We start from the raw sequence: 14698 nt of genomic DNA on the forward strand, positions 1-14698 counted from the left end.
AAATCGCTTCGGACGACTACTCCAGCACCGGATGACGGGGAGCGGAGACGTCGTAGACCTCGACCTGGCCGGTGGCCTCCGAGGCGTCCACGAGCGCGGCCAGGACCTCGGACTTCAGGGCGCTGTCGGTGTCATCGCCCCAGCGCACCGTGACCCCGTCCTGCAGCTCGAGCATCACGACCCCGCCCGATTCGGCGCGGGCCGTCTGGACCTGCTCGAGCAGCGACGAGGGCAGCGAGGCCAGCACCGAGCTGACCGTGTCCCAGTCCTCGCTGCCCAGCACGTCGGTGCCGCCGGCGATAACCGGGACCTGGATCTGCTCGCTGTCGGTGACCTGCTCGAGCTGCGTGCCCTCGCGGTCCACGAGCTGCCAGCCGTCGCCGTCCTCGACCGCAGCGACCGGGATCCGCTCCTGGACCTCGACGCGCAGGGTCCCGCTGCCGCTGGCGCTGGTGTCCACCGAGGCGACTGCCGGGAACTGCGTGAGCAGGGACTCGACCTCCTCGGAGGAGATCCGGGTCATGGACTTGCCCTCCAGCGGCTGCAGCGCCTCCTCGGCGGCCCCCTGGTCGGTCAGGGAGAGGCCCTCGACCTGCAGGGAGCGCACCGAGAACAGCGGGGAGAAGAACACGCCCCACACGATCAGGACCACGATCAGCACGGCCACCGCCAGACGCACCAGGCGGCGCAGCGCCGGGGACAGCCGACGACTGTCATCGCCGTCGTGCCCGTCGCGCGCCGAGCCCCTGGATCCCGAGCCGGACGAGCCCAGCTGCAGCGTGCGCCGCCAGTCGCTGAATCGCCCGCCTCCTGTGGGCACGGGCTCGAACTCGGACTCGCGCTGCTCGTCGAGCGCTGCGACCTTGTCCCGGCTGTTGACGCGCACGCGCGGGGTCTCGGCACCGGGGGACGACGGGGACTCAGCGCCGCCGGCGGTCTCGACCGGCTCCTGCTCGCGTCCGCGCTGCGTGGAGGAGGAGCCGGATGTGCCGCCGAAGCGCGGCTGGCGGGGTCGGGGTCCGCCCGCCATCAGGCCGAGGCCCCGGCCTGCCCGGAGTCCTCCAGTGCGCTGAGCAGGCGGGGGCCGAACGCGGTGACGTCCCCGGCGCCGACCGTGAGCACCAGATCTCCCTCCCGTGCCTGGGCCGCGATCTGAGCGATCGCCTCCTGGGGGTCGAAGGCGCTGCGCACCGAGTCCCCGGCGGCATCGGCGATCAGATCCGAGGAGACGCCCTCGACCGGGTCCTCGCGCGCTGCGTAGATCGGCAGGACCCAGGCGTCGTCGGCGATCTCGAGGGCCTGGGCGAACTCGCCCGCGAAGGCCTGCGTGCGGGAGAAGAGGTGGGGCTGGAAGAGCACCAGGACGCGGTCCTCCCCCGCCACGCGCCGTGCGGCCGTCAGCGCGGCGCGCACCTCGGTGGGGTGATGGGCGTAATCGTCGATGACCCGCACGCCGCGGGCCTCTCCCTTGAGCTCGAATCGGCGGTCGGAGCCGTGGAAACCGGCCAGGCCCCGCAGGGCGTCCTCGGCGGGGACCCCGGCGATCTGGGTGACGGCGAAGGCCGCTGCCGCGTTGAGCACGTTGTGCTCGCCGGGGACCTCCAGGCGCATGCGGTGGCTGCGGAGGTCGGCGCCCTCCCCCAGGCTCAGCTCGGCGGTGGCGCCGATGCCCTCGGTGCGGATATCGCTCACGCGGATCTGCGCTGCGGCATCGGTGCCGTAGGTGACCACGCTGCCGCCGCGGCGGCGCACGGCCTCGGCCAGCCGGCGCGAACCGGAATCGTCCTGGCATGCCACCAGGGTGCCGCCGGGGCGGAGGGTGTCCGCGAAGTCCTCGAAGGCCTGGAAGAAGGCCTCCTCGGAGCCGTAGTGATCCAAGTGGTCGGGCTCGATGTTCGTGACCACGGCGATCGTGGGCGCGTAGGAGAGGAACGAGCCGTCGGACTCGTCGGCCTCGGCCACGAACCAGCGGCCGCGGCCCAGGTGGGCGTTGGTGCCCAGATCGGCCACGTGCGCGCCGATGGCCCACGACGGCTCCTGCCCTGACTCCTGCAGCGCCACTGCCGCCATGGACGACGTGGTGGTCTTGCCGTGCGTGCCGGCGACCGCGACCACCTGGGAGCCGTGCATGGCCACCCCGAGGGCCTGGGAGCGGTGCAGCACGCGCAGCCCGGCCTCCCGAGCCGCGGCCAGCTCGGGGTTGGTCTCGCGGATCGCGGTCGAGACGACGACGGTCCGGGCGTCGGCGATGTTCTCGGCCGCCTGACCGATGCTGATGCGGGCCCCGCGCTCGCGCAGCGCGGCGAGCCCGCGGGACTCCTGGGCATCCGATCCGGAGACGCTCACCCCGTGGGCCAGCAGCAGGCGGGCGACGGCGGACATGCCGGCGCCCCCGATGCCGATCAGGTGGGTGGGCCCCAGCCCGGCGGGATCGGTATCCACGCCCATGGACTCGTTCGGGGACCCGGTTCCGGGATCAGTGCTCACGTCGTGCCTCCTGCAGGATCAGTTCAGCCATGGTCGCGTCCGCATCGCGCACGCCTGCCCCTCGTGCCGCACGGGTCATCTCGGCCAGGCCCTCGGGGGCCGTGAGCAGAGGCAGCACGTTCGCGCGGTACCACTCGGAGGTGAAGTCGGAGTCCTCGACGAGCCGGGCGGCGCCGGCCTCCACGAGGGAGCGGGCGTTGAGCGCCTGCTCGCCGTTGCCGATCGGCAGCGGCACGAAGATCGCGGGCAGTCCGACGGCGGCCACCTCGGAGACGGTCGCGGCCCCGGCGCGGGCGATCAGCAGATCGGCGGCGGCGTAGACGTCCTCCATGCCGTCGACGTACTCCACCTGCCGATAGCCCTCGGCCTCCAGCGGGCGCAGGTCCGGGGTGAGCACGGGCTTGTCGCGGCCGGTGATGTGCAGCAGCTGGTAGCCCTGCTCGGCGATCCCCGGCACGATCCCCTGGATCGTGCGGTTGATGGCCATCGCCCCGGAGGAGCCGCCGGTCACGATCACTGTGGTGCGCTCCGGGTCCAGGCCCAGGCGCTGCCGGGCCCCGCTCTGGGCGGCCGCGCGGTCGAGCAGCGAGATCTCCCGGCGCATGGGCATCCCCACCGTGCGGGCGCCCTTCAGCGGCGTGTTCGGGAAGGCGGTGGCCACGACGGCGGCGAAGCGGGCTCCGACGCGATTGGCCAGCCCGGGGCGGGCGTTGGCCTCATGGATCACGACAGGGACGCCGCGACGGCGGGCCGCCAGGTACATGGGGGTGCAGACGTAGCCGCCCACGCCCACCACCACGTCGGCGCGGCTCTCGTCGATGATCCGCCCGGCCTGGCCGATCGCCCCGCGCAGGCGCACGGGCAGCTTGAGCAGATCCACGGAGGGTCGGCGAGGCAGCGGAACGCGGTCGATGGTCTCCAGCGGCAGACCGGCGGCCGGGACCAGGCGGGTCTCCATGCCCGAGGCGGTGCCGACCGCGGTGACCTGCGCTTCGGGCTCGGCGCGGCGCACCGCCGCTGCGATCGCCAGCAGCGGCGAGACATGCCCCGCGGTGCCTCCGCCGGCCAGCACCACGTTCACGGGGCGCTGGGACTCGGTCGGGTGGGCGTCGTGGTCGCTCATGCGGCTGCTCCTGCGGTGTACGGGACGTGCGTTCGGGTGTCTGGGGGCTCACGAGTCGCCGCGGGTGCGGAGGACCCTTCCGCGGCGGATGTCGTGGACCTCGGCGATGGGCTCGCGCTCATCGTCCATGAGGTCGTCGTAGCGGCCCTCGTGGTCGTAGGCATCGTACGCATCGTCGCCCGGCAGCGGCCGTCGGGCGGCGACGGGGCGCGAGCGCGGCTGCGGGATCGCCTCGACCATCCCGACCGAGGGCTGCCTGGCGAAGGACATCACGACGCCCACGGCAGACAGGCACATCAGCAGCGACGAGCCGCCGTAGCTGATGAACGGCAGCGGCACCCCGATCACCGGCAGCACGCCGGTGACCATGCCGATGTTCACGAAGGCCTGCCCGATCAGCCAGGCCAGGACGCCGCCGGTCACGATGCGCTCGAAGCCCGAGGTGGAGCGCATCAGGATCCGGGCCATGGCCACGGCCATCACGGCGAACAGCACCAGGATGGTGACGGTGCCGAGCAGTCCGAGCTCCTCGCCGATGATCGCGAAGATGAAGTCGTTGTGGGCCTCGGGGACGTAGTTGTACTTGGAGCGCGACTGCCCCAGCCCGACTCCCCACCAGCCTCCGGTGGCCAGCGCGGAGAGCCCGTGCATGGCCTGGTAGCAGCCCGCGGATGGGTCGCAGTCGCCGGTCAGCCAGGAGGTCACGCGCTCCATGCGGTGGGGCGCGGAGATCACGAAGAGCACCGACACCGCGGCACCGGCGGCGAAGGCCGTGAGGATCCAGCGGATGGGCATGCCGGCGAAGAACACGGCGGCCAGGTAGATCAGCAGGAAGATGCCGGCCGTGCCCATGTCGCGGCCGTACATCACGAACAGCACCGGCACGACGACGGCCACGGCCGAGGGCCACAGCGCGTCCTTGAGCGTGCGGATGCGCCCCGCCACGCGGCCGAGCCACACGCCCAGGGCCAGGATGCAGGTCAGCTTGGCGATCTCCGAGGGCTGCAGCGTGAAGCCGCCGACCGACAGCCAGTTCCGGTTGCCGCCGACCTCGACGCCGAACGGCACCACGAGCGCCAGGATGACCGCCGAGACCCAGAACGCCAGGATCGCCAGCCGCCGCATGACCCGGGCCGGGACGCGCGAGAGCGCGAACATGGCGATCAGCCCCAGCGCGCCGAAGATCAGCTGGCGCACGAACAGGCCGTAGGCCGACTGCTCGGCGGAGATCGACTCGACCGCAGAGGCGGAGAGCACCATCATGGCGCCGATCGCGAAGAGCAGCACCGCGCAAACGGCCAGCGCGTAGTACGACTGCAGCAGGGGGCCGCTGCGGACCCGGTGCTCGACCCCGCGCAGCGGGCCCGACCGCTCGTCGATCCGGTCCCGCAGCCGGGTGGCCACGGCTGCGGTTCGCGGGCTCACGACAGGCGCTCCACGAGATCGGCCACGCTGCGCGCGAACGCGTCCCCGCGGTGGGCGTAGTCCCGGAACTGGTCCATGGAGGCCGCGGCCGGGGCCATCAGCACGGTGTCCCCGTCCACGGCCACGCGGTGGGCGGCTTCGACGGCGGCGCGCATGACGGCCTCGCCGTCGGAGGCGTCCTCGAGGCCGTCGGCGGCGCGCAGGATCGGCACGTCGGGAGCAGAAGCGGCCAGAGCGGCCTCGAGCCGGTCGTTGTCGGTGCCGATCAGCACCACCGCCCGCAGGCGGCGCGCGTGGGCGGCGACCAGGGCGGAGCTGTCCGTGCCCTTGGCCAGGCCGCCGGCGATCCACACGACCGGGTCGAAGGCCGACAGCGAGGCGGCGGCGGCGTGCGGGTTGGTTGCCTTGGAGTCATCGACCCACACCACCCCGAAGGTCTTGGCCACGGGCTGGATGCGGTGCCCGCCCGGCTCCCATGCGGCGAGACCCTGGGCGATGTCCTCGCCGGAGACGCCTGCGGCTCGGGCCAGGGCGGCGGCCGCCAGCGCATTGGTCACGCCGTGCGGGGTCGGCACGGGCTTGATGGACTCCACCAGCCCGACCTCGAGCGCCTGATTGCGGCGGTCGTCCAGGAAGGCCCGGTCCACGAGCAGGTCCTCGACCACGCCCAGCATGGAGACGTCCGGGTTGCCCGCGGTGAAGCCGATGGCCCGGCAGCCCTCGACGACGTCCGCCTCCTCGACCATCTGCCGGGTGCGGGGATCGCTGACGTTGTACACGGCGGCGACCTGGCAGTTCTCGTAGATCCGCGACTTGTCCGCCACGTAGTTCTCGAAGCCGCCGTGCCAGTCCACGTGGTCCTCGGCCACGTTGAGGCACACCGCGGCCAGCGGGGACAGCGAGTGCGCCCAGTGCAGCTGGAAGCTCGACAGTTCGACGGCCAGGACGTCGTAGTCCACCGGATCGCGCAGGGCGTCGAGGATCGGGGTGCCCACGTTGCCCACGGCCAGGGCCTTGAGCCCGCCGGCCTGGAGCATGGCCTCGGCCATCTGCACGGTGGTGGTCTTGCCGTTGGTGCCGGTGATGCACACCCACGCAGCGGTGGGGCGCCCCGCGCGCTCGCGGATGCGCCAGGCCAGCTCGACGTCGCCCCAGATCTGGATGCCGCGCGCGACGGCCTCGGACAGGACGGGGTCATCGGGGCGGAAGCCCGGAGAGGTCACCACGAGCTGCGGGTCCTGGCCGTCGACCTGCGGCAGCCCGGCCACGGCCTGGGCGCCCAGCAGGACGTCGGCGGAGCCCACGATGCCCAGCGTCTCGGCCTTCTGCCGGTTGGCCTCCGAGTCCCGGCCGTCGATCACGACCACGCGGGCGCCGAGCTCGATCAGCGTGTCCGCGGCGGCGAAGCCCGAGATGCCGATGCCCAGCACGACCACGCGCAGGTCCGCCCAGTCGGCGTCCCAGCTGGTCAGCGACGCCAGCCGGGGATCGTCCAGGATGGGGTTGTCATTGCTGGCATGGATCACAGGAACGCGCCTCCGTTGGAGATGAGCCACTCGCCGTAGAACACCGCGAGCGCGATGGCCGTGAAGAGCCCGGCGATGATCCAGAAGCGCACGACGATCGTGACCTCCTGCCATCCCTTGAGCTCGAAGTGGTGCTGCAGGGGCGCCATCTTGAAGATGCGCTTGCCGCCGGAGAGCTTGAACCAGCCGACCTGGAGGATCACCGAGACGGTGATGAGCACGAACAGCCCGGCGATCAGCACGAGCAGCAGCTCGGTGCGGGTGAGGATGGCGAACGCCGCCAGGGCGCCGCCCAGGCCCAGCGAGCCGGTGTCGCCCATGAAGATCTTGGCGGGGGAGGTGTTCCACCACAGGAAGCCGATCAGCGCGCCCACCAGCGCCGCCGCCAGGACGGTGAGGTCCGAGGGGTCGCGCACGGTGTAGCACAGCCCGGGCCCGCCCTCGCCGCACAGGTGGTCGGACTGCCACAGGGTGATCAGGAGATAGCCGGAGAACACGAGGATCGACGCCCCCGTGGCCAGCCCGTCCAGCCCGTCGGTGAGGTTGACGGCGTTGGTGGTGGCGGTCGCGATGAGGTTGACCCACACGACGTAGAGGATCAGGCCCAGGAGCACGAGGACGATGGTCCGCTCGGAGGTCAGGGCCTCGACGAGCCCGCCTCCCAGCTGCCCGAGGCCCAGGTCGAGCCCGGTGTCGCGGGTGAGCGAGACCTCGGTGGAGCCGGGTGTGCGGCCCCTGGCATCGGGCAGCATCAGCGTGAGCAGCGCGAAGACCGTGCCGATCGTGCCCTGCAGGGCGATCTTCCCGCCCGGGCTCAGGCCCAGGTTCTGCTTCTTGGTGATCTTCTTGGCGTCGTCGATCCCGCCGACGAAGCCCATGCCGAGCATGAGGAACGCGGCCAGCAGCCCGGAGGCGGTGGGACCGGTCCACTCCCCCGTGACCAGGCCCACGACAGCGTGCGAGACCAGGTAGGCGATCACGGCCGAGCCCAGGATGGCCACGCCGCCCATGGTGGGCGTGCCGCGCTTGGTCTGGTGGCTCGAGGGCCCGTCCTCGCGGATGAACTGGCCGTAGCCGCGGCTGGCCAGGAAGCGGATGAACAGCGGGGTGCCCAGGATCGAGAGGATCAGGCCCAGTGCAGCGGCGACGATGATCTGGATCATGCTCGACCTCCCTGGCCCGCAGCGGCGACCCGATCGCCGAGCGTCTTGAGCCCCGCGGAGTTCGAGGACTTGAACAGGACGATGTCTCCGGCGCGCAGGTTCTCGGCCAGGAAGGCCTCAGCGGCCTCCAGGTCCTCGACCCAGGCGGCCTCCTCGCCCCAGGAGCCCTCGAGCAGAGCCGTGACGTAGGTGGGGCGGGCCAGCGGACCCACGGCCAGCAGCCGGGAGATGTTGTAGCGCACCACGAGCGAGCCCAGGCGGTTGTGCTCCTCGACCGAGGAGTCCCCGAGCTCGTACATCTCGCCGAGCACGGCCCAGGTGCGGCGATGCCGCGGGGAGTCCTGCGGCCCGCCCATGCGCGCCAGCGTCTGCAGCGCCCCGGCCATGGACTGCGGATTGGCGTTGTAGGCGTCGTTGAGGATCGTCACGCCGTCGGGGCGCTCGGTGCGCTCCATGCGCCAGCGGCTGCCCGGGCCGAGGCCCTGCAGGACATCGGCGATCGTCTCGGACGGGACGCCGGCCATGAAGGCGGCCGAGGCCGCGGCCAGGATGTTGGAGACGTGGTGCTCGCCGATCAGCCCGGAGACCACCCGGTGCACGGTCCCGCCCGGAAAGTGCAGGTCCAGGGACGGGTGGCCGTCGTCGTCGGTGGAGATCCGGTCTGCCCACACGCGGGCGGCCGGGACCTCCGGGAGCGTGCTGGTCTCCCCCGTGCCGAAGAACACGACGGGCGCCTGCGTGCGCGTGTGCATCCGGCGCACGCGGTCGTCGTCGTCGTTGAGGATCGCCACGCCGTCGGCGGACAGCGACTCGACCATCTCCCCCTTGGCGATCGCGATGTTCTCCACGCCGCCGAACTCGCCTGCGTGCGCGGAGCCCACGCACAGCACGGTGCCGACGTCCGGGGAGACCATGCGGCACAGGTACGAGATGTTGCCGATGTGGGTGGCGCCCATCTCGACGACCAGGTACTCGGTGGTCGCATCCGTGCGGAACACGGTCAGCGGCACGCCGACCTCGCCGTTGTAGGAGCCCTGCGGGGCCACGGTGGGGCCCATCTCGGAGAAGATCGCGCGCAGCAGGTCCTTGGTGGTCGTCTTGCCGACCGAGCCGGTGACCGCCACGACCTTGAGGCCGTTGTCCTGGCGCAGCTGCCGCACGACCCAGCTGGCCAGCGTGCCCATGGCCTCCACGACGTCCGGCACGCGCACCGAGGGGTGCACGGAGCCGTCGTCGGCTGCGACCTCGCGCTCCACGAGCGCCAGCGGGGAGCCGGCGGCGAAGGCCGCGGCCACGAAGCGGTGGCCGTCCGTGACCTCACCGGGCTTGGCGACGAAGAGGGTCGCCTCCCCCGCCTCCCGAGAATCGGTCGTCACGTGCTCGATGACGGGGCCGTCCTGCTGCGGATCCAGCCCCAGCAGCTCGCCTCCGACGATCTCGGCGATGCGCCTGGCATTGAGAGGGATCACGAGCGCCCCCACCGTCCTTCCTGCGTGTCGTGGAGCGCGTCGCGCAGCTCCTGCCGATCATCCAGGGGATGGTCGACTCCTGCGATCTCCTGCGTGGTCTCGTGGCCTCGTCCGGCGACCAGGATCGAATCGCGCGGACCGGCCATGGCGGCCGCCGTGCGGATGGCCGTGGCCCTCGGGTGGATCTCCTCGATCTCGGTGGCCCGCGCCGCGCCCTCGTCGCGGGCCTGGCGGGCTCCGGCGATGACCTCGGCCCGGATTCCGGCGGGGTCCTCGTCGTGCGGGTCGTCGTCGGTGACGATCACCACGTCCGCACCCTGTGCAGCGATCCGGCCCATGAGCGGGCGCTTGGTGGTGTCGCGCTGCCCGGTGGCGCCGAAGACCACGATCACGCGGCCGTCGCCCTCGGGCGGATCGACCGCCTCCAGGGCGCGGGTCAGGGCGTCCGGGTTGTGCGCGAAGTCCACGACGGCGGTCGGCTCGCTGGCGATCAGCTGCATGCGCCCGGGGACATCGGTGGTCAGCGGGTCCTGATCGTCCAGCACGTCCTGCAGCACCTGCAGCGGCACGCCGGAGGCCAGCACCATGACGACGGCCAGTGCGGCGTTGGCCACGTTGAACTCTCCGGGCAGCCCGGTCGAGACGCGCAGCCGACGGCCGTCGCGGTGCACCAGCTCGAAGCGGTGCCCCACCCCGCGCCGGGCCAGCGAGCGCAGCGTCCAGTCGGCTCCGTGGCGCTGCGGGCCGGAGTCGCGATCCTCGACGATCCCGCCGCGCAGGGCGATGACCTCGACCTTCTCGGCGCCGAGCTCCTCGCGGGCTCGGCGGGCCATGCGCAGGCCCCACTCGTCCTGGTCATCGGCCACGACGATCACGGCGCGGTCGGTGCGCCGGGCGGTGAACAGCTGGGCCTTGACCTCGAAGTAGGCCTCCATGGACCCGTGCAGGTCCAGGTGGTCCTGAGTCAGGTTGGTGAAGCCGGTGACGTCGTAGTGCACGCCGTCCACGCGGTGGAACTCGAGCGCGTGGGAGGAGACCTCCATGGAGGCTCCGGTCATGCCGGCTTCGCGCATCACGGCCAGCAGGGCGTGCACGGACGGCGCCTCGGGCGTGGTCAGCAGCGACGGGATGCGCTGATCGCCGGCCAGGATCTCGATCGTGCCGATCAGCCCAGTGGTGCGGCCCAGGGCCTTCTGGATCGAGTTGAGGAAGTACGTGGTGGTGGTCTTGCCGTTGGTGCCGGTCACGCCGAACAGCGGCATGCGGGCGCGCTCGTCCTCGCTGCCGCCGTAGAGAGCGGCGGAGATCTGCCCCATGTGCTCGCGCGGCACGGCCGCCACGATCACCGGGACGCTGAGTGGGCCCTCGTCGAGCATGAGCTGCAGTCCAGCCTGGTCGGTGAGCACAGCGGCCGCACCGGAGCCGATCGCGGCAGCGGCGAAGCCCGCGCCGTGGAACCGAGCACCGGGAAGGGCCGCGTAGAGGTCGCCCGGCTGCACGGATCGGGAGTCGATGCTGATGCCGCGCACGGAAGCCGGCTCCTGCGCACCGCGGTGCGCCTCCGGCAGCTCCAGTCGCGCGCCGATCAGCTGCGCCAGCTCGGCGGCCGGCAGCGAGGCGGCGCTGCGGGGCCGCAGACGGGCCGCGTCGAGACCGGGCTCGGGCAGGTTCTGCATGTCATCCTTCCTCGGATCGGCCGGTGGGAGCCGGCCGTTCCCTCGATGCGGGCCACGTTCGGGACCCATCGGTCGCGGAGGCAGCGCTTCCCCTGCCCGCCGAGGACGCCCGACCTCGAGGACGGCGGGGAAGAGCCATATTCCGGACGTGGCGAGTCTAGTCCGGCAACCGAAGCAGCAGGACGAGATCGACCGCGCGGCGTCCACTCAGGCGATGCCGGTCGGCGTGTCCGGCAGCTTCTCGTTGCGGTCCTCGTCCTTCCCGTAGAACTTGGGCAGACCGACCGCGCCGCCGGTCGAGGGCTGCACGCCGTAGTGGCGCAGCACCTGGCCCATGATCTGCGAGAAGGCCGCCGACGCCCCGATCGAGGCGACGGCGCCCTGCGGCTTGTGGACGGTGGCGGCCACGACGAACTGCGGGTCCTCCATGGGACCGATGCCCGCGAACGAGGTCGTGTAGCCGTCGTAGCCGCCGTCGGCGCTGGCGGCCTCGGCCGTGCCGGACTTGCCCCCCACGCGGTACCCGTCGGTGGCCGCATCCGGAGCTCCGCCGACGGTGATCACGGACTCCATCATCTCGCGCAGCTGCTCGGCGGTCTGCGCGGAGAAGATCTGACGGCCCTCCGGGCGCTCGATCTCGGTGCGGGTGCCGTCGGGGTCGATGATCGCCTGGAGGAGGCGCGGCTCGATCTGCAGGCCGTCGTTGCCGACCGCCTGGAAGATCGTGGCGGTGCGCAGCGGCGACTGGGAGACTCCCTGCCCGAACAGCACCGTGTACTGCTGCCGGATGTCCCAGTCCTCCCACTCGGGGAGCAGCCCCGGGGACTCACCGGGCAGCTCGATGCCCGTGAGCTCGCCCACGCCGAACTTCTTCATCCAGTCGTAGCGGCCCTGTCGATCCAGGCGCGAGCCCACCAGCACGGTTCCGGTGTTCATGGAGTCGGCGATGACGCCCGCGAAGGTGCGGTCCTCGTCCTCGTGCTCGAAGGCGTCGGTGATCGTCTGCCCGTCGATCTCCAGCTCCGAGGGCACGGCGACCTCGGAGAGCTTGTCGGCGTTGCCCGTGTCGATCGCAGCGGCCGCCGTCAGGATCTTCTGGGTCGAGCCGGGCTCCACAGCCGAGGCCACGCTGCGCGGCTGGAAGTCGCCCTCGTCCTCGGTGCGCCCGGTGTCGTTGGGATCGACCATCGACGAATCCGCGAGCGCCAGCACCGCGCCGTCGGAGATCCGCATCACGATCGCCGTGCCCCACTCGGCGCTGAGCTCCTCCACGCGGCGGGCGATGGCCTGCTGGGCGTAGAACTGGACGTCGCGGTCCAGGGACAGCTCGATCGACGAGCCGTCCTGCGCGGCCGTCTCGTCCTGGGGCGCCACCGGGATGCGGACGCCGTCGGCGCCGATCTCGAAGCTGCGCTCGCCGTCGATGCCCCGCAGGTGCTCGTCCTGGGTCAGCTCGATGCCGCCGAGGGCCTCGCCCTCTCCCCCGACGAACCCGACGACGGAACCGGCCAGGGAGCCGTTGGGGTAGCTGCGCTGGGACACGGGCTCGCCCGTCACGTAGCCCACGCGCAGGTCCTCGATGCGGCTCCACTGCTCGGGGGTCGCGTCCCGGAACAGGTACTCGAAGTTCTTGCGCTCCCCCACCGGGACGTCCGCGTCCCCCTGCAGCTTGTCCTTGACCTCCTGATCCGGCATCCCCAGGATGTCGGCCAGGCTGCGGATCGCCTCCAGGACGGTGAGCTCCTCGGTCGAGCCGTCCGGGTTATGCACGACCAGGTCCTGCACGATCGTCTGATCCACCGCGATGTCGTAGCGCTGGATGCTGCGCGCCAGCACGGCGCCCGTGCGATCGAGGATCTCGCCGCGCCGGGCCGGGATGACCTGGACGCGCAGACGACTGGCCTCGGCGCTGGCCGCCTGCCCGCGCAGATCCAGTCCCTGGACCCACACGAGTCGCAGCGCCAGCAGCACCAGGGCCAGCAGGCCGATCAGCAGGCCCACGAACTCGCGACGGCCCATGCCGCCTGCGCTGCCGCTGTCATCGCGCGTGCTGCCGCTCACTGATCTGCTCCTTCCTGTGCCGTGCCGCCCTGTGCGGTCCCGTCCTGCGCTGCGTCGTCGGCCGAGCTGTCGCCGCGCTGCTGCGGTGCGGGGATCGTGCCGCCGTGCAGCTCGACGTCCGCCTCCGCCTTGCGAGCACTGTCGAGCTGGTCCTCCGCCTCGGACTCCGAGGAGGGCAGCGCATCGCGACGGGCGCGCTCCTCCTTCTGGGCCTGCTCGGCGGCCGAGGATCCCACCTGGATGGGCACCGGGATGGCCGTGTCGACCTCGTCGTCATCAGCCTTCGGAGCAGGCACGGCCTCCCCCGTCACCTCGCCGGTGCTCAGGTCGACCACGCCCTGCTCGGTCGGTGCGGGCACCAGGCCCTCCTCCTGGGCGCTGCGGGCCAGGTTCTGCGGAGCCTGATGGAACTCGAGGTCCTGGGTCAGCGACTCGTTCTCGAGCTCGAGGGCCTGCTCCTGGTTGCGCAGCTCGACCAGCCGGTACTGCCCGTCGGTGATCCGCACGGTCATCAGCAGGATCACCGCGAAGGTCCCGAGCACCGCCAGCACCGCCGCAGCGACCGGGAGCAGCCGCGACCACATGGCCCGACGGGACGCGCGCTGGCGGTCTGAGACCCTGGGACGACGACGCGGCAGGCGCAGCCGCCCGCCCCGTGCCGTCCTGCCCGCTGATGTGCTCATGAGTGCTTTCCGTGCCTGCTGTCCGATCTGATCCGCTCCGCGGCGCGCAGCCGCGCGGAAGCCGCTCGCGGGTTCGCCTCGATCTCTTCGGCCGTGGGCGTGTGCGTGCCGCGCGTGATCATGCGGAAGGTCGGCTTGTGCTCCTCCAGCTCGACCGGGAGGCCCTTGGGCGCCGAGGAGCGCGAGCGTCCGGCGAGCTCCTGCTTGACCATCTTGTCCTCGAGCGAGTGGTAGCTCATGGCAGCGACTCGCCCTCCGAGCCTGAGAGCATCCAGGGCGTTCGGCACAGCGCGGCTCAGGACCTCGAGCTCCTGGTTGACCTCGATGCGCAGCGCCTGGAAGGTCTGCTTGGCCGGGTGGCCCTTCTTGTGCAGGGCCGCCGCTGGCTTGGCGGCCCGGACGATCTCCACGAGCTCCCCGGTGGTCGTCAGCTCCCGCTGCTCGCGCGCCTGCACGATCCCGCGGGCGACGCGCTGGGCGAAGCGCTCCTCGCCCCAGTCGCGCAGGATCCGCCGCAGGTCCTGCTCCGAGTACTCCATGACGATGTCCCGGGCCGTGAGCTCGGCCGTGGAGTCCATGCGCATGTCCAGCGGAGCGTCATAGGAGTAGGCGAAGCCGCGCTCGCGCTCATCGAGCTGCATGGAGGAGACGCCGAGGTCGAAGAGGATGCCGTCGGCGGCCTCGAAGCCGGCCTGGGCGAGGGCGGGCTCGATCTGGTCGTAGGTGGTGTGGACCGGGAAGAAGCGATCGGCCCATGGCTCCAGGCGCCGCCCGGCCAGGCGCAGGGCCTGGGGGTCGCGGTCGATGCCCACCAGGCGGACGTCCGGGAAGCGGCGCAGGATGGCTTCGCTGTGCCCGCCCATGCCGAGCGTGGCGTCGATGACGACGGGGGCGGGGCCCTCCAAGGCGGGGGCCAGCAGGTCCAGGCAGGCTTCGAGCAGGACGGGGACGTGCCGGTCGCCGGCGGGGCGCTCGAGATCGTCCATGGCTCGTCCTCCTGGTGCTCGGCGATGCGCGCGGGGCGCGCCTCGTCCGGGTGCTCGTGCTGGCATCCCGACGACCGCCCACCCTATCGGGCGCAGCGG

Annotated in this window: 11 protein-coding genes; all 11 read right to left on the reverse strand. The window is 72.0% G+C overall.

Annotated elements, in window-relative coordinates; genetic code table 11:
* Nucleotides 1-16: 16 nt before the first annotated feature.
* Nucleotides 17-1030 (reverse strand): cell division protein FtsQ/DivIB, encoded by a 1014-nt coding sequence (locus tag RF645_RS09715; protein WP_368818988.1) that lies wholly within the window; start codon nt 1028-1030, stop codon nt 17-19.
* Nucleotides 1030-2487, reverse strand: a complete 1458-nt coding sequence (murC, locus tag RF645_RS09720; RefSeq protein WP_006214835.1) for a UDP-N-acetylmuramate--L-alanine ligase — start codon at nt 2485-2487, stop codon at nt 1030-1032. The genes RF645_RS09715 and murC overlap by 1 nt, the downstream gene beginning before the upstream one ends.
* Nucleotides 2477-3610 carry an undecaprenyldiphospho-muramoylpentapeptide beta-N-acetylglucosaminyltransferase gene (gene murG / locus RF645_RS09725; RefSeq protein ID WP_368818989.1) on the reverse strand — a complete coding sequence of 378 codons (1134 nt, stop codon included), beginning with the start codon at nt 3608-3610 and terminating at the stop codon, nt 2477-2479. The genes murC and murG overlap by 11 nt, the downstream gene beginning before the upstream one ends.
* A gap of 48 nt (nt 3611-3658) precedes the next feature.
* A complete protein-coding gene (gene ftsW, locus RF645_RS09730) occupies nt 3659-5035 on the reverse strand; it encodes a putative lipid II flippase FtsW (protein WP_368818990.1) in 1377 nt (458 codons plus the stop codon).
* Nucleotides 5032-6561, reverse strand: coding sequence for a UDP-N-acetylmuramoyl-L-alanine--D-glutamate ligase (murD, locus tag RF645_RS09735; RefSeq protein WP_271403704.1), 1530 nt, complete (start codon nt 6559-6561; stop codon nt 5032-5034). The genes ftsW and murD overlap by 4 nt, the downstream gene beginning before the upstream one ends.
* Entirely contained in the window at nt 6558-7724 is a 1167-nt protein-coding gene (gene mraY / locus RF645_RS09740; protein ID WP_006214831.1) for a phospho-N-acetylmuramoyl-pentapeptide-transferase, read from the reverse strand. The genes murD and mraY overlap by 4 nt, the downstream gene beginning before the upstream one ends.
* A complete protein-coding gene (gene murF / locus RF645_RS09745) occupies nt 7721-9193 on the reverse strand; it encodes a UDP-N-acetylmuramoyl-tripeptide--D-alanyl-D-alanine ligase (protein WP_040560983.1) in 1473 nt (490 codons plus the stop codon). Before murF ends, mraY begins: the two co-directional genes overlap by 4 nt.
* Nucleotides 9190-10869: a UDP-N-acetylmuramoyl-L-alanyl-D-glutamate--2,6-diaminopimelate ligase gene (locus RF645_RS09750; protein WP_006214829.1), complete on the reverse strand. Its 1680-nt coding sequence runs from the start codon at nt 10867-10869 to the stop codon at nt 9190-9192. The genes murF and RF645_RS09750 overlap by 4 nt, the downstream gene beginning before the upstream one ends.
* A gap of 207 nt (nt 10870-11076) precedes the next feature.
* The gene (locus RF645_RS09755; protein WP_368818991.1) at nt 11077-12930 is read right to left on the reverse strand and encodes a peptidoglycan D,D-transpeptidase FtsI family protein; all 1854 of its coding nucleotides are present in this window, start codon (nt 12928-12930) and stop codon (nt 11077-11079) included.
* Nucleotides 12927-13613 (reverse strand): hypothetical protein, encoded by a 687-nt coding sequence (locus RF645_RS09760; protein ID WP_137802306.1) that lies wholly within the window; start codon nt 13611-13613, stop codon nt 12927-12929. Before RF645_RS09760 ends, RF645_RS09755 begins: the two co-directional genes overlap by 4 nt.
* Nucleotides 13610-14599, reverse strand: coding sequence for a 16S rRNA (cytosine(1402)-N(4))-methyltransferase RsmH (gene rsmH, locus RF645_RS09765; RefSeq protein WP_058872185.1), 990 nt, complete (start codon nt 14597-14599; stop codon nt 13610-13612). The genes RF645_RS09760 and rsmH overlap by 4 nt, the downstream gene beginning before the upstream one ends.
* Nucleotides 14600-14698: the final 99 nt, after the last annotated feature.

Origin of the sequence: Kocuria sp. CPCC 205260 (assembly GCF_040981045.1) — a bacterium.
In the GTDB taxonomy this organism is placed as follows: domain Bacteria; phylum Actinomycetota; class Actinomycetes; order Actinomycetales; family Micrococcaceae; genus Kocuria; species Kocuria palustris.